This is a genomic window from Clostridium sp. UBA7339, assembly GCF_002470865.1.
Lineage (GTDB): Bacteria > Bacillota > Clostridia > Clostridiales > Clostridiaceae > Clostridium_J > Clostridium_J sulfidigenes.
On the sequence record NZ_DKPI01000014.1, the window covers coordinates 279,905 to 300,872 of the forward strand.

The 20,968-nt window shown below is 29.8% G+C and carries 22 protein-coding genes and 1 pseudogene; 5 read left to right on the top strand and 18 right to left on the bottom strand.

The window, feature by feature from the left end; genetic code table 11:
- Nucleotides 1-25: 25 nt before the first annotated feature.
- Together B2S02_RS15585 and B2S02_RS15590 are read right to left on the bottom strand one after the other, a co-directional pair.
- The gene (locus tag B2S02_RS15585) at nt 26-553 is read right to left on the bottom strand and encodes a DUF5662 family protein (RefSeq protein WP_035131665.1); all 528 of its coding nucleotides are present in this window, start codon (nt 551-553) and stop codon (nt 26-28) included.
- Between the two features lie 85 nt (nt 554-638).
- On the bottom strand, nt 639-992 hold the full coding sequence (locus tag B2S02_RS15590; protein WP_346877964.1) for a YxeA family protein: 354 nt from the start codon (nt 990-992) through the stop codon (nt 639-641).
- 114 nt (nt 993-1,106) lie between these two features.
- On the opposite strand from B2S02_RS15590, the pseudogene B2S02_RS15595 reads away from it, so the two are divergent.
- Nucleotides 1,107-1,229 (top strand): annotated as a pseudogene (locus B2S02_RS15595) (transposase); the annotation flags it as partial.
- A 100-nt stretch (nt 1,230-1,329) separates the two neighbouring features.
- Here the strand turns inward: B2S02_RS15595 and B2S02_RS15600 are convergent.
- From B2S02_RS15600 to B2S02_RS15640, 9 genes are all read right to left on the bottom strand, one after another.
- Nucleotides 1,330-1,740, bottom strand: coding sequence for a DUF1259 domain-containing protein (locus B2S02_RS15600; RefSeq protein ID WP_346849091.1), 411 nt, complete (start codon nt 1,738-1,740; stop codon nt 1,330-1,332).
- Between the two features lie 244 nt (nt 1,741-1,984).
- On the bottom strand, nt 1,985-2,668 hold the full coding sequence (locus tag B2S02_RS15605) for an amino acid ABC transporter ATP-binding protein (RefSeq protein WP_346878299.1): 684 nt from the start codon (nt 2,666-2,668) through the stop codon (nt 1,985-1,987).
- A 13-nt stretch (nt 2,669-2,681) separates the two neighbouring features.
- The gene (locus B2S02_RS15610) at nt 2,682-3,323 is read right to left on the bottom strand and encodes an amino acid ABC transporter permease (protein WP_346878298.1); all 642 of its coding nucleotides are present in this window, start codon (nt 3,321-3,323) and stop codon (nt 2,682-2,684) included.
- A gap of 12 nt (nt 3,324-3,335) precedes the next feature.
- The gene (locus tag B2S02_RS15615) at nt 3,336-4,133 is read right to left on the bottom strand and encodes an amino acid ABC transporter substrate-binding protein (protein WP_346849094.1); all 798 of its coding nucleotides are present in this window, start codon (nt 4,131-4,133) and stop codon (nt 3,336-3,338) included.
- A 148-nt stretch (nt 4,134-4,281) separates the two neighbouring features.
- Nucleotides 4,282-4,878, bottom strand: coding sequence for an NAD(P)H-dependent oxidoreductase (locus tag B2S02_RS15620; protein WP_035131655.1), 597 nt, complete (start codon nt 4,876-4,878; stop codon nt 4,282-4,284).
- Nucleotides 4,879-4,961: 83 nt separating this feature from the next.
- Nucleotides 4,962-5,675, bottom strand: a complete 714-nt coding sequence (locus tag B2S02_RS15625) for a pirin family protein (RefSeq protein ID WP_346921004.1) — start codon at nt 5,673-5,675, stop codon at nt 4,962-4,964.
- 50 nt (nt 5,676-5,725) lie between these two features.
- Nucleotides 5,726-6,169, bottom strand: a complete 444-nt coding sequence (locus B2S02_RS15630) for a MarR family transcriptional regulator (protein WP_346878296.1) — start codon at nt 6,167-6,169, stop codon at nt 5,726-5,728.
- A gap of 103 nt (nt 6,170-6,272) precedes the next feature.
- Entirely contained in the window at nt 6,273-6,953 is a 681-nt protein-coding gene (locus B2S02_RS15635) for a DNA alkylation repair protein (protein ID WP_346849097.1), read from the bottom strand.
- Between the two features lie 187 nt (nt 6,954-7,140).
- Nucleotides 7,141-8,868 carry an oleate hydratase gene (locus B2S02_RS15640; RefSeq protein ID WP_346849098.1) on the bottom strand — a complete coding sequence of 576 codons (1,728 nt, stop codon included), beginning with the start codon at nt 8,866-8,868 and terminating at the stop codon, nt 7,141-7,143.
- Nucleotides 8,869-9,141: 273 nt separating this feature from the next.
- Between B2S02_RS15640 and B2S02_RS15645 the strand changes: the two genes are divergently transcribed.
- Nucleotides 9,142-10,341, top strand: coding sequence for a DUF2812 domain-containing protein (locus B2S02_RS15645; RefSeq protein WP_346921005.1), 1,200 nt, complete (start codon nt 9,142-9,144; stop codon nt 10,339-10,341).
- A 120-nt stretch (nt 10,342-10,461) separates the two neighbouring features.
- Here the strand turns inward: B2S02_RS15645 and B2S02_RS15650 are convergent, their stop codons facing one another.
- Together B2S02_RS15650 and B2S02_RS15655 are read right to left on the bottom strand one after the other, a co-directional pair.
- A complete protein-coding gene (locus B2S02_RS15650; RefSeq protein ID WP_346877974.1) occupies nt 10,462-10,950 on the bottom strand; it encodes a hypothetical protein in 489 nt (162 codons plus the stop codon).
- 2 nt (nt 10,951-10,952) lie between these two features.
- Entirely contained in the window at nt 10,953-11,105 is a 153-nt protein-coding gene (locus B2S02_RS15655) for a hypothetical protein (RefSeq protein ID WP_346877975.1), read from the bottom strand.
- A gap of 275 nt (nt 11,106-11,380) precedes the next feature.
- Between B2S02_RS15655 and B2S02_RS15660 the strand changes: the two genes are divergently transcribed.
- Nucleotides 11,381-12,157: an SDR family NAD(P)-dependent oxidoreductase gene (locus B2S02_RS15660; protein WP_346849102.1), complete on the top strand. Its 777-nt coding sequence runs from the start codon at nt 11,381-11,383 to the stop codon at nt 12,155-12,157.
- A 103-nt stretch (nt 12,158-12,260) separates the two neighbouring features.
- Here the strand turns inward: B2S02_RS15660 and B2S02_RS15665 are convergent, their stop codons facing one another.
- The 5 genes from B2S02_RS15665 to B2S02_RS15685 form a co-directional block, all read right to left on the bottom strand.
- Entirely contained in the window at nt 12,261-13,661 is a 1,401-nt protein-coding gene (locus tag B2S02_RS15665) for an MATE family efflux transporter (protein ID WP_346849103.1), read from the bottom strand.
- Nucleotides 13,662-13,987: 326 nt separating this feature from the next.
- The gene (locus B2S02_RS15670; RefSeq protein WP_346921006.1) at nt 13,988-17,311 is read right to left on the bottom strand and encodes a DEAD/DEAH box helicase; all 3,324 of its coding nucleotides are present in this window, start codon (nt 17,309-17,311) and stop codon (nt 13,988-13,990) included.
- Between the two features lie 217 nt (nt 17,312-17,528).
- Complete coding sequence (locus B2S02_RS15675) at nt 17,529-18,170, bottom strand: hypothetical protein (protein ID WP_346849105.1); 642 nt, start codon at nt 18,168-18,170, stop codon at nt 17,529-17,531.
- 403 nt (nt 18,171-18,573) lie between these two features.
- Complete coding sequence (locus B2S02_RS15680; RefSeq protein ID WP_035131635.1) at nt 18,574-18,885, bottom strand: YbjQ family protein; 312 nt, start codon at nt 18,883-18,885, stop codon at nt 18,574-18,576.
- The gene (locus tag B2S02_RS15685) at nt 18,866-19,090 is read right to left on the bottom strand and encodes a hypothetical protein (RefSeq protein ID WP_035131633.1); all 225 of its coding nucleotides are present in this window, start codon (nt 19,088-19,090) and stop codon (nt 18,866-18,868) included. The genes B2S02_RS15680 and B2S02_RS15685 overlap by 20 nt, the downstream gene beginning before the upstream one ends.
- A gap of 262 nt (nt 19,091-19,352) precedes the next feature.
- Between B2S02_RS15685 and B2S02_RS15690 the strand changes: the two genes are divergently transcribed.
- Nucleotides 19,353-20,024, top strand: coding sequence for a 5-oxoproline transporter, DUF969 family subunit (locus tag B2S02_RS15690; protein ID WP_150844005.1), 672 nt, complete (start codon nt 19,353-19,355; stop codon nt 20,022-20,024).
- A gap of 14 nt (nt 20,025-20,038) precedes the next feature.
- On the top strand, nt 20,039-20,968 hold the full coding sequence (locus B2S02_RS15695; protein WP_035131631.1) for a DUF979 domain-containing protein: 930 nt from the start codon (nt 20,039-20,041) through the stop codon (nt 20,966-20,968).

The window sequence follows — 20,968 nt, forward strand, 5'->3', positions numbered from 1 at the left end:
TCTCCTTTCAGATGGCTTTATTATGTTATTTTAAAATCTGTTTTTTTATATAATCTAGAGTTATCTGTTCACCTTCACTTGCTAACTTATTAAGTAAAAGCTCTAATAATTCCCTACTGTCCTCATGAATAATTTGATAATCCTTACCCCTTTCATAATATATTAAAGCCGAATTATCTTTATACTTCTCTTTTTCATAATTCATACAAGCGCAAATTCTGTCAATAAACATTTCAACTACATAATTATTGGGCATTTTCATACCAACTATTCCATCTTGTATTTTCGTACCATAATCAATCCAATATTCTAAGTGATGCTTATTTCTTCCCTTATGATGAAGCCAAGCCTTAGAATATCCTTCCACCTTCTTTTGTATTCCATTAGGGCTAACATCTCCTCTGTAATACTTTATTCCTGCTGAAAATTCTACCCAAGAGTACTTAGAAAGATCATGTAATATTCCTTGTTTATATAACCCCACCTTAAAGCAGTATTTCATAACTAATAACTTATGCTTTGTTATAGTCTTAAAGTGATTAATTGCGTTCATTGTATTTTCATCCCCTAAAAATTATGTTTTCTCTAGTCCTATATTAACATAATTTCCTTCTCAAATAAAAACATTGAATAATAAACTAATTTAATTTATAGATTTCTTTTACCTTATCGGGTAGTTCTTTTATTTCAACTTCTTCATAACTCTTTGTTTTTTCACCCTTAACATATACCTTTAAATATCTATCAACCTTTAGTATCTTTGACGTTGTAAATGTAATTGATTTCTCATTTCCTTCTTTATCATACCCATTTATTTTATACTCATACGTATTGTATCCTCCACTATTCTCACTTGTTATATCCTTATATTCACTTACAGTTTTAACGTAATACTTTGTTGAACCTAGATTAATTATACCGTTAGAACTTACTAACAATAAAACTCCACCTACTATTATTATACTTACAATAATTCCTATTAATTTTTTCATTTTATATCCTCCTATAGTTTCTTTTAAGTAAATTATATGTTTTTTATAACTAACTTCATATTTACATCTATTACATTAGTCTTTCATTATTGTCACCTAACTTAACACTTTTAAATGAATAGATCAATTCAAGTTGAAGGTACTTTTGGAGTGTTGAAAAGTGACTATAATTTCACTCGTTTTTTTACACGTGGAAAAAATAACGTTAAAACTGAATTTATTATGCTATGTTTTGGGTGCTAAACCCCAACAAAACCTTCGGTTATTTTTATTTGAAATAGCAAAAGGAGCATCACTCCATAACTTAATTACTTATTTTGTGATGCCCCCATTAAAATTATTTATGCTGTTTTCTTAATACCCTTAGAGCTTCTGCCACTTTTCTAGCAAAGTCTAATGGCCTATCAATTGACTCAAAATGAATATACATAAGTCTTGGATCCTCAAATAACCAATGGTTATGCAGTGCAGTTACTAGTATTCCTCTTGCTCTTAGCGCAGATATAAAATCATTTATTTCATTCTGAAGTATAACTGTTTCACCTAAATTAAGAGTTCTACCATTATTATCAGGAGATTCAAAAGAAAATAATGCTGCTAAAGCTAGTGGTGATTTTGTTCTTCTTCCTAATATTTCTGCATTTATATTTCTCATAAATGTTACTGTACAAACATTATTTTCTGTACTTAGAATTTCTGCTCCAAGTATCTCAGCAAATTCATCACAAATCCTACAAAAACTTTCCATAATATTCCTCCAATTATTAGATAGGTTCTATTATATAGTTAAAAATATTTTATCTATATATACATAATATGTTCTTCTTTACAATTTTGATAAGCATTGATTTAAATAAAGTAATTATTTGCAAAAAATATAATATAACATTAATGGACATTAATATCTTTTCCTATTTCTTTTATAAAACTATCCTCTAATAATAAACGAAATGAAAGAAGGATAATCCCATCATTAATAGATTATCCTCACTTTAAATATACATATGTTCATTTTTTAATACTCCGTTATCCATGGATAAAATTCTATCAGCTACTATAGTTGCAAAAGTCATATCATGAGTAATAATTAAAACTGTCATGCCCTTTTCAATACTTAATTTTTTTATAAGATTCGCTACTTCTTCAGTGATGCTTGGATCTAGGGCAGAGGTTGGTTCATCAAAACATATAAGTTTTGGATTCATTGCAAGTGCCCTTCCTATGGCAACTCGCTGTTTTTGTCCCCCTGAAAGTTGAAATTGATAGCTATTTTCTTTATTTTTAAGTCCTAAAAAACCTAATATTTCTTTAGCTTTATTTTTAGCTTCTTCAATACCAACTCCCAATACTACCCTTGGAGCTTCTGTAATATTTTCCAGAACATTCATATGTGGGAATAAATTAAAATTTTGAAATACTAGCCCCACATCCATCGGTATTTCCAACTTTTCCTTTCTTTGAGCCCCTTCTCCATCTTTGTATAAATACTTGTTGTTTATTATTATAGAACCCTTATCAGGTTTAGTTAATCCACTTATACACCTAAGAAGGGTGGTTTTTCCACCACCAGAAGGTCCTACTATAACAGTAATTTCCCCTTCTTTTACTTCAAGGTTTACACCTTTTAAAACTTTACTATCACCAAAACTTTTTTCTAATCCAATTACTCTAAGCACAATATACCCTCCTCTATTGATAGTAACTATACCTTTTTTCTAACTTTTTAAAGATTTCACCAAATAATGCAATTAAAAGTAAATATATCATTCCTACTATTAAAAGGGGCATAAGAGAAGCTTCTGTATTAGATGCTATTTTACCAACTTTTAGTAGTTCGTCTAATCCAACTACATACACTAATGCAGTATCCTTTACAAGTGTAATAATCTCATTTGCCAGAGCAGGAAGTATTCTCTTAATAGCTTGTGGAAGAATTATTTTAAAAAATATGTATTTTTGAGAAAAGCCAAGAACCTTAGCTCCTTCGTATTGTCCTTCCTCTATAGAAATTATTCCAGCCCTAAATATTTCTGCAAAATATGCTGCATAATTAAGAGTAAATGCTAATATAGCAGCGGGAAATCTGTTAAAGGTTATCCCTATAATAGGTAAACCAAAAAATATAAATACAACTTGTAGGAGTAGAGGGGTTCCTCTCATAATTAAAATGTACCCGCTTGTTATTTTGTTCAATATTTTATTTTTAGATAATCGTCCCTGCGCAACTAGTATTCCAAGAGGTATTGAAATTACAAGGGTTAATATAAATACCTCAATGGTTACTTTTAATCCTTGGAATACTTGTGGTAATAGGGTAATTAAATTATTCATATAAATACACTCCTATTTAATTATATCTTTTCCAAACCACTTTTCGGAAACTTTCTTAGCTGTACCATCTTTTTTAATATCCTCAAAGGCTTCATTAAGCTTCTCAAGCAATTCTTCATCACCTTTTCGTATACCAACACCATAAGATTCATCTCCAAAATCATCATTTAATATTTTAAATTTACCTTCACCTTTTTTGTTTATATAATATCTTGCTAAAATCTCGTCAGCTACAACAGCATCTATTCTTTTTGCTTCTAAATCCATTAATGCTTCATTATTTGTTTCAAAGGTATAAACCTTACCATCCTTAAAGGTTTTTAAAAGTTCCTCTTCCTTGTTTATTGCATCTACTGCACTAGATTGATTTTGTGCTCCAACATTCATACCTTTTAAATCAACTTTACTATTTATTTTTGAATTCACTAAAGTTATTATAACTTGTCTATTTTCCAGATAGGGATTTGTAAAATTCACCTTTTCTTTTCTTTCTTTGGTTATACTATAACCATTCCATATAAGATCTATTTTTCCTGAGTTAAGTTCTGATTCTTTCATAGACCAATCAATAGGCTGAAATGTTACTTGTTTACCTATTCTTTTTGATACTTCCTTTGCAAGATCAATATCAAAACCTACTATTTCTCCATTATTATCTTTAAATCCCATAGGAACAAAAGTATCATCAAAACCAATTATAAGCGTTTCCTTATCCATTGCATCCTGTGACTTATTGTTACATCCTGCTATTGATAATGCCATTACTGCAATAATTCCATAGATTATTACATTTCTTAATATTTTACTCATTTGCTTATCCCCCCCACTTAATTATAATCTACTACTTTATTAATTTACCATGGTAGAGTAATAAAGTAAATACATTTCTTTTTTTATTAATATTTAATCCATATAAAAAAGCCATAAAACTAATTATGGCTTTTTAACACATATAATTTTAAAACAACTTGGCAGTATCCTTAGCTACTTTTATTCCTTGTTCAACTTTCCCTTCAACATCTGCCCCAACAACATCTAAACTTTCTACAGCAATAGTCTTCATATCTTGAATTCCAAAGAATCCTAGGATTGTTCTTAAATATCTATCCCCCATTTCATATGGTGCATCCCCATATTCTCCTCCTCTAGATACAATGTGTACAGCTTTTTTATCCTTTAAAAGTCCAACTGGCCCTTCTGCTGTGTACTTAAATGTTATTCCTGTAACACTTACATAATCTATATAAGCTTTTAAAATTGCAGGAATACTTAAATTCCACATTGGTGCTGCAATTACATATTTATCTGCTTCTGCAAATTGATATGCATATTTTAGAATTGGGTGCTTCCTACTTTCTTCATTTTTAGCTCCAAATATTTCTCCTAAATCCTCTGGTTTTAGAAAATCTATATTTTCTTTATATAGATCTAAAGTAATTATTTCATCATTAGGATTACTACTTTTATACTCCTCTATAAAACTATCCGATACCTTAAAAGTTCTTGATTCTCCATCCTTCTTAATATTTGCTTTAATGTATAATACTTTACTCATATCTTTCTCTCCTTTTTTATCTTGTATATATCATCACACAAGACATAATTTTATTTTTGTTCTTAAATTTTATATTGTAGTTATCATATATATAGTGCTTCTGTTTTATTCATTTCTATTACAATTAAATGTGAGTTTTCATTAGCTTCAATTTTAATGTTTTCTTCAACTATTTCTAAGGCATCTTGTTCATTTAAATGCACATTATTAATTTCTGAGTTACCTTCAATTTGTACTAAGTATGCCTGTCTTCCTTTATTTACATTAAAGTATATCTCTTTATCCCTTTCTAAATAAGTTGCATACACATTTATATCTTGATGAACATTTATAGGTACATCCTTTAAAGTGCCAGATACCATGTGGAGCCAATTGTTGGTTCTATCTCTCCAATTAAATCTATAATCTCCGTAATTAGGTTTATATCGTTTCTTATCAGGCATAATCCATATTTGAAGAATCCTTAAATCCTCATTGCTATGATTAAATTCACTGTGGTATACTCCTGTGCCAGCACTCATATATTGCATTTGACCTCTCTCTAAGCTTCCAATATTGCCCATACTGTCTCCATGAGTTAATTCTCCTCTTACAATGTAAGTTATAATCTCCATGTCATTATGAGGATGAATATCAAATCCTGAATTAGCCTTCATAACCTCATCATTTAGTACCCTAAGCACACCAAAATTAATATTTGTTGGTTTAAAATACTCTGCAAAAGAAAAATGAAAATTTCCTTTTAACCATCCGTAGTTACTTTTCCCCATGTTATTACTATCTATTCTCTTTAACATAACAACCTCCATTTTATCACTAATTAGTGATAAATTTTTATAAAAACTCATTACAAGTTTTTAAATTTCTTTAATATACTTTTTAATATAATTTTTTCTTCATCCGTTAAAACACTAAAGATCCTATTAATATTTTTAATATGCTTTGGAAAAATGTCTTCAATAATTTTTTTCCCCCTATCTGTTATAGAGATTATAGCAACTCTCTTATCTTCTGGATCTATAATCTTTTTTACTAATCCTTCCTTCTCTAAATTTTTTATAACCACAGTTATATTACCAGAAGTAGTTAATATTTTTTCTATTAACTCATATATTTTTAAGTCTCCCTTATTGTATAAGGCCTCTAAAACTCCAAACTGAGCAACTGTAAGTCCAGTTTCCTTTATAGTTTGAAACTCCCTTTTATGAATTTCATGCTCTGCTCTAGTAAATACGACTAAAGTTGATAGGTCTAAGTTATTTTCTTTAATTAATTTCTTTATATCTTTCATAATCTAAATTTATCACTAATTAGTGATAATGTCAACAAATAAAAATATGATTTAAAAATTTATATTTTAAGTATAATAACCTTATCAATAATAGTAATATATATTAACTCATCATCAATCTTCTTCTAGTTTCTTCATCAACCTTCTCTAAAGCATACCTAAAAGCTACTCGTGGCATAATATTTTTATTCTTTAATAAATACTCATATACCTTATCCTTTTCAACCTGTGACAGCACTTTTAGCATCCAGCCATACCCTTTCAATACGAGATGATGTTCATCTTTCATAAGCATATCTGAAATTATGTAAGGATTGATTCCATGATACTTATCTTTTTTAATAGGATAAATTAAGATAACAGCAGCTGCACGTCTCACAAAAAAGCTTGGATGATTTGTCCAAATTATCACATATTTAAATAGTTCATTATTTTGACTTAATAATTCTCCAAAGGCATGTGTGCAAAAATCATCACAATCTCCCCAGCCTGTAACATACTTCTTTAACCAACTTTCAAATACAAAAAATGTGTCATTATTATACTGATTCCTAACTCTATAAGCCCAATCGTATGCAATAACCCCTAATTCCCATTTATGTTCATCAAGTAATTGTTCACATATATTAAAAATATTATCAATACTTTTATCTTCTATAGTTTTATATAGCTTTGATGAAAACGCTCTAACTTTACTGGTAGTTAGACCATTTTCTTTTGATAACCCTTTAAAATAATGCTTTGCTATTAAGATAATATCATTCACTCGTATCACTACTTTCATATAAAATAAATTCTCTCGTCCCAGTCTCATTCCTTTATTTTATTGTATAGGATATTAATACCATATTCAAATATAAATATATTAACATAAAAAACTAGTAGCTTCAGCACAAATGAAGCTACTAGTTTTTTTGACTTAGTGGAAGTTTTTATCCATAATAACCATTAATGAACTATGGATAATCTGTTTATCTATAAGAAGTTTTTAAAGCTTCTTTTAGTATCCTAGGATTCTTTTTATATGGAGTTACCGGACAGATTTTCTTATTCTTCACTTTGAATAAAGTATATACTGCAATTCTTGCTGCACGTACTGAATATTCTTCAGTAAATACCATGTCCTCTGGTATTTCAACGAATTGACTAATCATAGCAAAGTTAGTTGATCCTTCTGGTACAACCTTTGGTCGATCAGACATCTTACGAGGTTGGAATTGAGAATCTATATAAGGCATCATGCATGGAATAACATTCACCACATCTTCCATAATTTCATCTATCTGATCTTCTAAATGTAAATGATGTAAAAGTTCTATTAACATTTCTTCACCAGTACAGTCTCGCATTGGTTTCTTTACATAATCTCCAACTTTATCTGTATATAACCCATAACCCCAGAAAATAGTTGTATCCATTGTTTGAGCTTTAAAGTGTGGTTGAGCTGCAACTACAATACTCATTAACCAATTAGAATCTTTAAAAGTCATCAAAGCACCACTACCTGGAATATTAGTAGAAATCTGCTCTATTAATTTTAATAGTTTATTTCCTTTACAAGTTACAGTGAAGCTTTCCCAGTTAGTTTCATCCGGATGATTAAAGAAAGGATCCGGATTACCAAGTCCTGGTTTTTTATTAGCAACTTTTCTCCAAAGCTCACCTGAGATTGGAGCACTAGGGTCAAAAGCTGCCGGTGTATGAAGATCACCTAAAGTTGCACTATCAGTCATACAACCATTAGTCATGATACAAACATCACCTTCATTTAGTTCAATAACTCTTTCTCCATTTCCATCTTCTACATGAATAGCTGTTACTGTAATTTCATTACCTGGTCTAAAATCTAAATCTGTTACCGTTGCATTTATACTAAAATCAACTCCATGTTCATCTAGATATGCCTTTATTGGTAAAATCACAGATTCGTATTGGTTATATGGTGTACGAGTAACTCCTTCTAGTGTTTCTATACGAGAGAATTCAAAAATCATACGATTCATATAACGCTTTAATTCAAACAGACTAGACCATTTTTGGAAAGCAAAGGTTGTTTGCCACATATACCAGAAGTTAGTCTCAAAGAAATGAGGGGTATGACTAAACCATTGCTCTATAGTCATATCATCTAAACTTTCTTCTGGAGTAATCATTAATTTACCAAGAGCCATACGATCTTCATTGTTGAATCCCATGCTTTTTACATCTTGAATTACACCATACTTATCTACTAAACGAGCTTGAGCATGAGTTGGATGTAAATGGTCAAAGTTAAGTATTTCTTCTGTAACACTTTTACCTACCATATCTAAAGATGGAATGCTTGAAAATAGTTCCCAAAAATTTTCATAAGTTTCTTCATTTAGCATTCTACCACCACGACATAGGAAACCATTTTGTACATCTCCAGCACCATCATTGCTACCACCAAGAATTTGCATTCCCTCTATAATATGAATGTTTTCGCCTTTAAAATTACAGTCTCGTACAAGATAAGCTGCTCCTGCTAAAGAAGCTAAACCTCCTCCAACAAAGTAAACTTGTTTTCCTGAATGATCTATATATTCAATTTCCGTCTCTTGACTTTGTGATTTGTTCTTAAGTTTTTTAGCTCCTAAAGTAGCTATTGTTGCTGCCCCTGCTATAGCTCCTATAGCCACTAAAGGATTTATGCTACTTTTATTTGATTTTTTACTCATAATAATTACCTCAACTTTCTAGTTAAATTAATTAATGAAGATTGCTTATTTATTATTATAGTTTAATACAATTAAAATGTAATTATACAGATTTACTTATTTGTCTAAAAAAGTATTAAGAAATTTGAAATAATAAATGTACATTTCATAAACTCATAATTTTTTAAGAACAATAATAGACTTTCATTAACTTTAGATTAACTTCTATCAAATTTACTGGTATAATTTATTTAATATGTAATATATTATTCATGTTTTTAGGAGGATTTAATTTTGAGTAAATCTGTTTATAAATTTAAACCAGGCTCTCCTTGGAAAATTGGTGTTACCGAAAGCTGGCTTAATTCCATGGCTAAAAGAGGACTTTTCATAGAAAAAATGGGGAAATATTTCGCCAAATTTAATAAAGATGAACCTAGGGATATGTACTATAGAATAGAAATGTCTAAGGAAAAGAATGAATTGGGAGAAGAACAAATTAGAATGTATAAAGCTCATGGATGGGAATATGTTACAAACTATAACAATTTTCATATTTTCTCATCACCCTATGAATTCAATACCACAGAGGTTCATATTATCCCCGAAGAATATGCACAGCTATTAAAACCCTTTTATAAAAAAGCTTTAACACAACTTCTTATTTCTTTTGCAATTCTATTTGCATTTTATGCAGTTATCCCTATGTTTATTGATAAAAGATACGTTAGTGTTTTAGTAAATATGAGTTTTCTAGAACTTCTTTCCCAATTAATAATTATTTCAACCTTTATTAATGGATTGTTTGAAATTATATATATAGGCAAACTTAGAAAGTGCCTTTTACAAGGAACTTCTGTGGATCATAATGCACCTTGGAAGTCTAATTATATAGTATCTATTTTTATTAGTTCTTGTCTAATTCTACTTTCAATAACTTTAGTAGTTTTAACCTTCACATCATTGTTTACAGGTTATGATGATGAAAAAACTATTCCTGATGATACGACTTCCATGGCAATTATAAGACTAAAGGAAATAGAAAACTCAGAAACCTTAGAAGAAACTCCAATTTCCACTTCTGAGGAAGTTAATTATGAACGTCACTACAATTTGAAAAAAACCTTTTTTGCTCCATTAAAGTATACTAGTTTTGAAATGGGGGCTATAATGACTAATCCTACTACAACCTATTTAAAATCTCATGATGCTATACTAAATAATGAAGTATATCAAGTAAGATTTAAATCCATGTCCCAAAAACTACTCTTAGAATTATGGGAGGATGGTGATGACTCAAGAACGGATGATACTACGCCTCCTATTTTACATGATGATGAGCTAGATCTTTTAATTGTTCATAAAACAAGTGATGGATACGAAATCTATGCTTGTAAAGGAAAAGGTGTTATCCGTGTGATATATACTGGTAAAGAAAATGTAAATAAGATAATACCATTGATAAAACAAAAGATTTCTTTAATATCAGAATAGAATTATATAATGAATTTTCTATGTTAGTATAACTGTAATAATATAAATAAGGACTATATGGAAATTAACTAAGATTTCTAACTTAATTATTTTCATATGTCCCTTATAAACGATTTAATATTAGTCATTATCTACTTTTCTTATCTTAACCTGTTCATCCTCTTCAGTTTTAATTGAAATTTCAATCTTTCCCTTTGCTTTATTTCCTACAAATTTAAATCTATATTTTCCCTCTATTAATTTTATTGTTCTTTCTCCAGTTTTAGTGCCTACTAGTATATCCTCCACCTGTTTTTCTGGACTAATTAAAACCCCTTTAAAATCACCACTTTCAACCTTTGAATCATATTTAATGGTAATTTCACTTTGTCCCTCTGATTCTATATTCCAAATTGTATCTGCTCCTGAAAACTTCCCATATTTAACGGTAATTTCATTTTTAGAACCCGATTCATTCCTACCTACATAGCTATAGCTATCTCCATCTTTTGCAATTTTTTCATTATTATCATAAACATCTGCTTTCCCTGTATCCAATGTACAACCACTAAAACTGCATAATAATAGTATTAAGCAGATTCCTAAAAAAGTTTTATTTTTTAATTTCAATTCTACTCCTCCTTTATATAGTTTTCACTTACACCATAAGTGTTTTTATAACTTTTCATATATTCTTCACCATAACCCCAATATGCTTCCGAATTTATAGCAATATTACTTAAAATACTTTCTTCCTCTACTTTAGCTCTACAAATATTAATCATTCATATTCCTCAAGACTAACGTCTTATACTTGAGAGTATATTAAAATTATAGAATATTTTGTATGATAAATCTACAACTGCATGACAATTAATCTCTCAGATTAGCATAATACTAATTATAAATTAGTATTAAAGCACCTTGTTAAATAATTAATTAATTTACAATATGTTGAAGTTATGCTACTATATTATTATAGCAAGTAAATATCTATTAATAATATTTGTTTATTGATAATATTTACAAGAGATTTATATTTTAGAAAGGATTTGATGTTATGAACAATTTATTCAATCTTACTGGTAAAGTTGCTATAGTTACAGGTGCTTCTAGTGGACTAGGAGCTGATGCCGCTAGAGCTTATGCTGAATATGGAGCTAGTGTTGCACTACTTGCAAGAAGAAAAGATAAACTTGATAATGTAGTTAAAGAAATTGAAAATAATGGTGGAAAAGCTCTAGCTGTTCAATGTGATGTTGCTAATGAAGAAAGTGTTATAGCAGCAATAGACGAAGTTATTAAGCACTTTGGACAAATTGATATCCTTCTTAATAACGCAGGAGTTGCAACTGCAGGTTCTGTTGAAAACATGTCTGTTGAAGCTTGGGATAAAGTTATGGACATTAACGTTAAGGGAATTTTCTTAATGAGTAAATATGTAGTTCCTCATATGAGAGACAGGAAATATGGTAAAATTGTTAACATAGCTTCTATAAATGCTGTTATTGCAGACAAAGATCCTTCTCTTTTCCGTCACTCCTACAATACTTCTAAAGCAGCTGTTAGAGGCTTAACTATGGGTATGGCTGCAAGCTATATGCAAGATAATATTACAGTTAATTCTATAGGTCCTGGCCTTTTTGAATCTGAGATGACAGAAAATACTCTTTTTAAGCATGAACCTTTTCTTAGAGCTTACAATGCTATTTCTCCTGCTGGAAGACCAGGTAAAAAAGGTGAACTTAATGGAACAATTATTTATCTATCATCAGATGCTTCTAGCTACGTAACTTCTCAACATATTCTTGTTGAAGGTGGTATTTCTATAGTTTAAAAGCTACACGACGTATAATTAAAATATAAAGACTTTTTAATATAAAAAAACTGTTAACATACTATTATGCTAACAGTTTTTTCATTTATCTAAGTTGAGAAACTTAAATGGCCTCTCCCATAACTTCTCCATCTTCTGAGTTAGGATTATCTAACTTCTTTATTTCATGTTTAAAGATAAAGTTAGTGATTATAACAGATATAAAATCACTAGTTGGCCCCGCCAACCATACTCCTGTTAATCCAAGAGTTTCTCCATTAGGAAGTGGTATCAAAGGAAGAATTATAATACATGGTATTAAAAGTATTACTTGTCTTAATAAACTTAAGAACATGGATTTCTTAGCTTTTCCAATACAAGAGAAGTAATTAGTTCTTATAATCTGCGGCCCTACAAAAATAATCATAGAAAGGAAAATTCTCATTCCATACTTTGTTATTGAAAGTAGATGTGGATCTGAGTTAAATGACTTTACTAAAACTCCTGGAATAAGTTCTACCATTAAAAATCCTATGGTAGCAATAATTAAAGCTGCTATTTGAGGATACTTTATAGCCTCCTTAACTCTATCATATTTTTTAGCTCCATAATTATATCCAATAATAGGCTGTACTCCTTGATTTAATCCAAAAATCGGCATAAGAATTATCATAGTTATGCTACTTATTATAGTCATTGCTCCTATGGCTAAATCTCCACCATAACTCCTTAAAGCATTGTTTGATATTACTTGAACTATACTTGCAGCAATTTGCATACTAAATGGCGACATACCTATAGCAAATATAGCTAGTATCAACTTTTTTTCTAGCTTAAAGTTTTTAACTTTAACTCTAAGATTAGCATTTCCCCTTAAAAAGAAACTTACTCCCCATATAGCTGAAGCAATTTGAGCTATTACTGTGGCTATAGCTCCTCCTTTAACTCCCATTCCTAATGTAAATATAAATATTGGGTCAAGAATTATATTTGTAATTGCACCTATAAGCATAGATGCCATGGCTATATTAGGACTTCCACTAGCTCTTATGGTATGGTTAAGTCCAAAACTTAACATGTTAAATATAGTACCTATAAATATAATCTGCATGTATTCTTCAGCATATACTAGGGTGTTTGAACTAGCTCCAAACATTCTTAGTATATCCTTTCCCCAGATTAATCCTATAGCTGTTATAGCTAAACTAATGATTATAATTAAAGTAAAAGCATTTCCTAGAATCTTCTCTGCTTCTTCTTTCTTATTTTGTCCTAATCTAATGGAAATAGTAGTAGCAGTACCTATTCCAACTAACATACCAAAGCCTAATATAATAGTTGATATTGGCATAGTTACTCCAATACCTGTAATTGCTAAATTTCCTACCTCTGGAATGTGTCCTATAAACATTCTATCTATAATATTATATAGTGCGTTAACCAACATCCCAATGATGGCTGGTATAGAAAACTTAAGTAATAATTTTGTGATTTTTTCTTCACCTAGTGCATTTTGTCTACCCATGTAGTATCTCCCTTCTAAATTAAATTGTCTATTTAAGTACTAATGCAAGGTTAGAAAAATCTTAACCTTGCAAAATACATCTTAATATATTTATTACATAACATATAATTATGGCTAAGATAATTCTTAACCTTTAAATTCTCATGTTGTAAACTTTAAGTACCTTATATCTAAACACTATTCTTCACAATATAATTATACTTCATATCCCTTATATTTTCAATGATTTATTTCGATAAGCTAAAAATTTCATTATCTAAATATAATTAATTGGTAATTATCTTCTTAAAATACGCTGTAGTAAACACTTTTCATATAGAATTTCATTATGAAAATAACTCTTCTAGTTCCTTTTCATTCATAGAAGATAAGGTCAATTCCGTATGTTCTTCTCCATCTATTACTTTATCTATGATTTCTTTTTTCTTTTCTTGTATATTGTAAATTTTCTCCTCTATAGTTCCCTTGGCTATAAGTTTTATTACCTCCACAGTATTCTTTTGTCCAATTCTATGAGCTCTATCTTCAGCCTGTTCTTCCACTGCTGGATTCCACCATGGATCAAAATGTATTACCATATCAGCTGATGTAAGATTAATTCCTGTTCCCCCAGCCTTTAAAGAAATTAAAAATACTGATGATTCCCCCTCATTAAACTCTTTAACTAAATTCATCCTATCTTTAGATGGAACAGAACCATCTAAATACATAGTGTTTATGCCCTTTTTATTTAACTTTTCTCTTATACTCCCTAGAATTGTAGTAAACTGAGAAAATAATAGTACCTTATGATTATTCTCTAAAGCTTCTTCTAAAATATCATAAAGAGCATGATACTTTCCACTATCACCTTTATAATTTTCTATAAAGGAAGCGGGATCACAACAAATTTGTCTAAGTCTAGTAATAAGTGACAGTATCTTCATCCTACTTTTGTTAAAGCCTTTTTCCTTTATTTCCTGCTCCATCTCTTCTTTATAGGCATCTACATAAGAATAGTATAGTTTTTTCTGTTCTGAAGTCATGTCCACCACTATTTTATGTTCTATCTTTGGTGGTAGTTCAAGAGCTACATCCCTTTTAAATCTTCTTAAAATAAATGGTTTTATAAGCTTCAATAATTCCTCTAAAGCTTTATCATTCTTTTCTTTTACTATAGGCAATTCAAAGTTTTTATTAAACTTTCCATGGGTTTTTAAATATCCAGGCATTATAAAATCAAAAATAGACCAAAGTTCTGTAAGTGAGTTCTCTATTGGTGTTCCTGTCATAGCAAATTTACTCTTAGCTTGAATTGACTTCACAGATTCTGCATTTAAAGAAGTTGGATTCTTAATATATTGTGCTTCATCGATAATACAAATATCAAATTTCATCTTCTCATAATATTCAAAATCCCTTCTTATTAATGCATAAGACGTAATTATTACATCGTACTCCTCTATGTTTTCTATTAATATTTCTCGCTCTGCTTTATTTCCACTTACAGCTACAATCCTTAGACCCTTAGAAAATTTTTCAAATTCCATAACCCAGTTATAAACTAATGAAGTGGGACATACAATTAGTGCCTTATTTCTCAAATTTCCTTCTTGTTTTTCTGAATTTATAAATGTTATAGCTTGAAGGGTTTTACCAAGTCCCATCTCATCTCCTAGAATTCCACCAAATCCACATTGAGATAAGGTCTTAAACCACTTAAACCCAATTTCTTGATAAGTTCTTAATACTTCACCTTGTTCTTCTGGAACCTTATATTCATTACTTTTTACATCTTTTATATTATCTATAAGATTTTTAAAGCCTTTATTTCTTGTAACAAAATTCAATGCCCCCTTATTGATCTTTTCATCTATATATAAGGATGCATACTTAGGTATTTCTACACTTCCACTAGCTAACTTTGAAATTGATATATCAAAGTTATCAATAACAGAATAAATATCTTTAAATTCACTTCCCTGAAGTGGAATTATAGAACCATTCTTTAGTTTATAGTATTTTTTCTTCTGTTTAACTGAAGTTAAAGTTGCCTTCAATTCTTCTTTAGAAATTCCTTCAATATTAAAATTAAACTCTAAAAGATCTGAATCATTTAATCTAATGCTAGAATTAAAGGATTTAGGCGTTAATATTTTTATCTCCTTAAAGCTATCAGAGTAGTAAACCTCTCCTACCTCAGCTAATTCCTCCACACCATAGGTTAAAAACTCTACTAATTCATCTTCATTTTCAATATAAAAACTTTCATCTATATTTTTAAATCCAAGTCCATTAAGCTTCTCTATAGTCTTTCTTTCCTTCACTAAATCTCTAATAATTATATCTTCACTAATATCTTCAGATACGCCCACTTCTTTTTCATTTAATAATTGTTGATTTTCTTCTTTGATATTTTTACTTTCATTTTCTAAATTATAATAAAAGCTTTCTTCTCCATAATTAAACTTCACATCACAAGTTACTCTATCTTTATCCTTATCTAAGTAAAATTCTGTTACTAAAGGCTCCTCCTTTATAAGTTCCTTTACACTTTCATCTTTAATAACAATGGGGCTTATACTCTTTAATTTAGGTAGAAGAAAATTTGCCACATCATTAATACTACTTTTTTTAAAGGATATAGTATTATTTTTTGATTTCATAAATGCTCTATGAAGTGGAGTAAAATCACTTTTTTCCTTTTCAGACAATAGATATAAAGTATTATTTAAATAATAAAGTCCTGTATTCTCACAAATGGCCTGTGAGATTTCACCATTCATATCTATATTTAGATTTTCTCCCTTCATAAACATATAAAAACTAGTAGGCATGTTTCCTAATGAAACAGTTATATCTTTATAATGCTCTCCCTTATAATCTAAATTGATAGTCTTCCCATTTTTAATGGTTAGAATATTTTTAAGTTGTCCTTCTGAAAGAAATACCCTTTTCCCACTAAAGAATACAGAACGATTAGTATATACCCTATTCATTACTTCTAAATTTAAATCATAAATTTCCTTTATAATATTCATGATTTCTTGATCCTTATCTTTAAACATATATTTAGTGTTATTATACTGAAGCTCTTTTCCAAAATTAATAGTTCCACCACTTGTATACATGCACTCCATAAGTTCACGAATATTTTTTACCACATATAATCTACTAGTTCCTATCTTTAACTCTAAATAAAAACTTTTTTTCTTACTTCCGTAGTGCTCATCCTCTACCACTAAGGTAATATCCATATTTAGAGGTTCTTTCTTAACTCCTCTAATAGCCTTGTCAAAGGTACTTTTATAGGTTTCAAGAAGCTCTTCTTCTCCAGACTTAGGAATATTTATACCCCTGCCTCTTACACCTTCCTTATTTAACTTTATAAGTACAGCTCCTACATGCTTACACATATGATATTGACTAAAAGCTTCACAACTACAGTTGGGATATAATTTAAAATTTTTATTATTTATAAGTACACTAGTTTTATAATTATTTACATCATAGGCTGACTGTACTATGGCTGTAACTGATAATATATTTATAGAGTTTTCATTGATCCTTATACTTCTAACTTTATTTCTAAGGTACATATCCATGGCTCTATTAAAAATAACATTTCCACATATATCCTTTATCTCTCTCAACTCTAAATCAAACTTCATTCTCACAATTCTCCTAATTAAAATTTCTTCCTTTTTCAATAAATTTACTCTACCTTTTATTATATACCTTTTTACATCTTTATAGCGCATTTATTTTAAAGTAATTCACCTTTTCTATAATTTCCAACTATAAAAGAAATATGAACTATAAATAATTACATAAAAAATGGTGAGCATGAATCTTAATATAATTACATGCTCACCATAAATTTAAAAACTAGTTTAGACCTTTAATCAAACCAAGATTCACTATATCATTTTCATCTACGTCTTCAGTATTTAACTCAATATATATATTCCATTCTGCCATATCTGCAGTTCCAATTCCAGGAACCATTCTCTCAATCGCTATAGAAATTTCATTGCCCTCTTTAATTACCTTTTTTACTTTATGCCTCACAGATCCACTTGATTCATCTAGTGTTACAATAATTAAAGCTTTTTTAGAAAAAAACTCATCATCATATTTGCTTGCATCTACGTCACGGTTTTCATTTACACATGACAGCATACTTACAGTAAGTCCTTTTACTTTCCCTTCATGCTCCCTTAAACATTCTTTTGATTTGCAAATAGTGATAATAGGATATTTTTTACTTGAATTATAATATGGAGATCTTTCATAACTATCCTTAAACTCAAGCTCCCTCGCAGAATCACTAGGTTTTTTAATAATCCCCCCTTTATCTTCTGTGCTTGCTGAAACTTCATCATTATCTTGATTTTCTGTATTTCCTACTTCAACAGTTTCCTCCTCTTTTTCACTTTCACCTGCATTTATATTATTACACCCTGAAAAAAGTACCACCGTAGTTAAAACTAAAGTACTACATAACAATTTAAATTTATTCTTTTTCATATATATACCTCCATATTTCATATAAATAGAGTTCTTTGCTTAAGATGGAGTTTTCTCCCACTGAAGCTTACTAACAGACTTCTTAGTATCAGTATTTTTGATACTTAGAAGTCGTTGTACTTTAGTGAAGATCGTTATATAAGAACGTATTAACTCTCTACTCATACTTTAAATCTTAATACCTATATCTTAAGAAATATCCTTTATTTATATACGCTTATTTATACAAAAAGATTTAAACTTTTTATTTCTAGCCTCTATTTAAAATTACATTATTATAATATACAAGCTATATGAATATTAGTAGTCCTTCTTTAAAGGTCGTATTAAAACATTATTTTTGCAATAAATAATAAAGACTGAGTCAAAATTTTTTATTTGACTCAGTCTATCTCAGATAATTTTATTTAAATTTTACTGCAGTTCCATAACAAATAACTTCAGATGTACCATTCATTATTGAGCTTGTTGCATACCTTATATTTACTATAGCATCAGCACCCATAGTTTCTGCTTCGTCAGCCATACGCTTTGTAGATATGGCTCTAGCTTCATTCATCATTTCTGTATAGCCTTTTATCTCTCCACCTACAACGGTTTTAAGACCACTAAGAATGTCCTTACCTATATTTTTAGACCACACCACTGACCCTTTAACCATTCCTAACATTTCTAACTCTTTTCCTGCAATGTAATTAGTATTTACTAATATCATTTTCGTCTCCCCCTTTTATTTCTTTTATTCTTTCTATCATATTATAAATAATTGCTCCTGCTATACCTATGGCAATTAAAAGCAAAATTATTGGCAATAACTTTATTCCTTCTGCAAAAGTAACAAATATGATACCTCCAAAATAGAAAATTGCAAATAGGAGCATCAATACTGTTATTACTATGGTAAGTATAATTTTTCCCATACTCTTATCATCTCCCTAAAAATATGCTATAAATATTAATTATTCCATTTTACTAGACTAATATTATCATACTACAACTACTAATACAATATGGATAAAAATAGTTATTGATGCATAATGATTAAATTTTATTTTTATCCAATCAACTTCATCTATACCTAATATTTATCCGTTCTTTGTATACCTGTATACATATTTACTTTTCATAATAGTGTATAATTTTAAAAAATTATATAAATTCATGGGAGGAAGGATAATAATGATCAAATTAATCGGTATTATAATTGTTATCATTGGTTTTACGTTAAAACTCGATACTATTGCTGTGGTTCTTTCTGCGGGGGTTTTAACAGGGCTCGTTGCTGGTTTGAGTATTAACGAAATATTGACTACTCTAGGACAAACTTTTGTATCTCAAAGAGCCATAACATTATTCATATTAACATTACCTGTAATTGGTATGTGTGAAAGATATGGACTTAAAGAAAGAGCTGCAACTCTTATAAGTAATGCTAAATCTCTTTCTGCTGGAAAGCTATTAAGTGTCTATGCCCTAGTTAGACAAGTGGCAGCTGCCCTTTCTATTAGAATGAGTGGACATCCTCAATTTGTTAGACCTCTTGTTAACCCTATGGCACAAGGTGCTGCCGTTAGTAACTTTGGAGAAATTGATAAGGAAGATGAGGATAGAATTAAGGCTTCTTCTGCAGCTATGGACAACTATGGTAACTTCTTTGGACAAAACTTATTTATGGCTAGCTCAGGAGTACTTCTAATAACCAGTACACTTCAGGAACAAGGCTATGTAGTAGATGCTCTTGATGTAGCTAAAGCTTCTATCCCAATAGCTGTAATACTATTTATAATGGTATTAGTACAAAATCATTTATTAGATAAATCATTAATTAAGAAATATTCTAAAAAAGATAATTAAAGGAGGAATCGATTATGGATATGGCAGCACTATCAAATTTTTTATTGGAAATCTTTTATGCCTTAGTGGGCTTCCTAATGATTTCCCTATCAGTTTATACATTTACAAATAAAGATCATAAAGCTAGAATTGGTACTTCAATATTTTGGTCAATTCTAGGTATTATATTCATAGCTGGACCTTATATCCCTGCTAATATAGTTGGGATTTTAATAATAGCCTTAGGTTGCTTGACCGTTTCTAAGCAAGTTAAAATGCTACCTACCAAACCCCTCGATGGAGAGTTTGCTAAAACTCAATCTGGAAAACTTAAAAATAAAGTTTTCTTACCACCTCTAGTAATCGCAATTGTAGCTCTAGGAATAGCACAATTTACCTCTATTAGCGGAACAGCTGCTATTGGTATAGCTGCTGTGATAGCAACTATTGCAACCTTAATTATCACAAAAGCTAATCCAAAGTTCATTTTAGAGGATGGAGCTAGAATGATTGACTCTGTTGGACCTGTAAGTATCTTGCCTCAACTTCTTACTGCATTAGGCTCACTATTTACAGCTGCTGGAGTTGGTACTGTTATTGCTAATGGTATATCAAGCTTCATACCTGAAGGAAATCTTTTAATTGGAGTAGCTGCTTACTGCATTGGTATGGCTATCTTTACAATGATTATGGGAAATGCCTTTGCTGCATTTGCAGTTATCACTGCTGGTATTGGAATTCCATTTGTATTTGCACAGGGGGCTAATCCAGTAGTTGCTGGTGCCTTAGCTCTTACTGCTGGATATTGTGGAACACTAATGTCACCAATGGGAGCTAATTTTAATATTATGCCTGCAGCTCTTCTAGAAATTGACGACAAAAATGCAATTATTAAACGCCAATTTCCTGTGGCTATGACATTACTAATAGCACACATAGTTTTAATGTATTTCTTAGCATTTTAA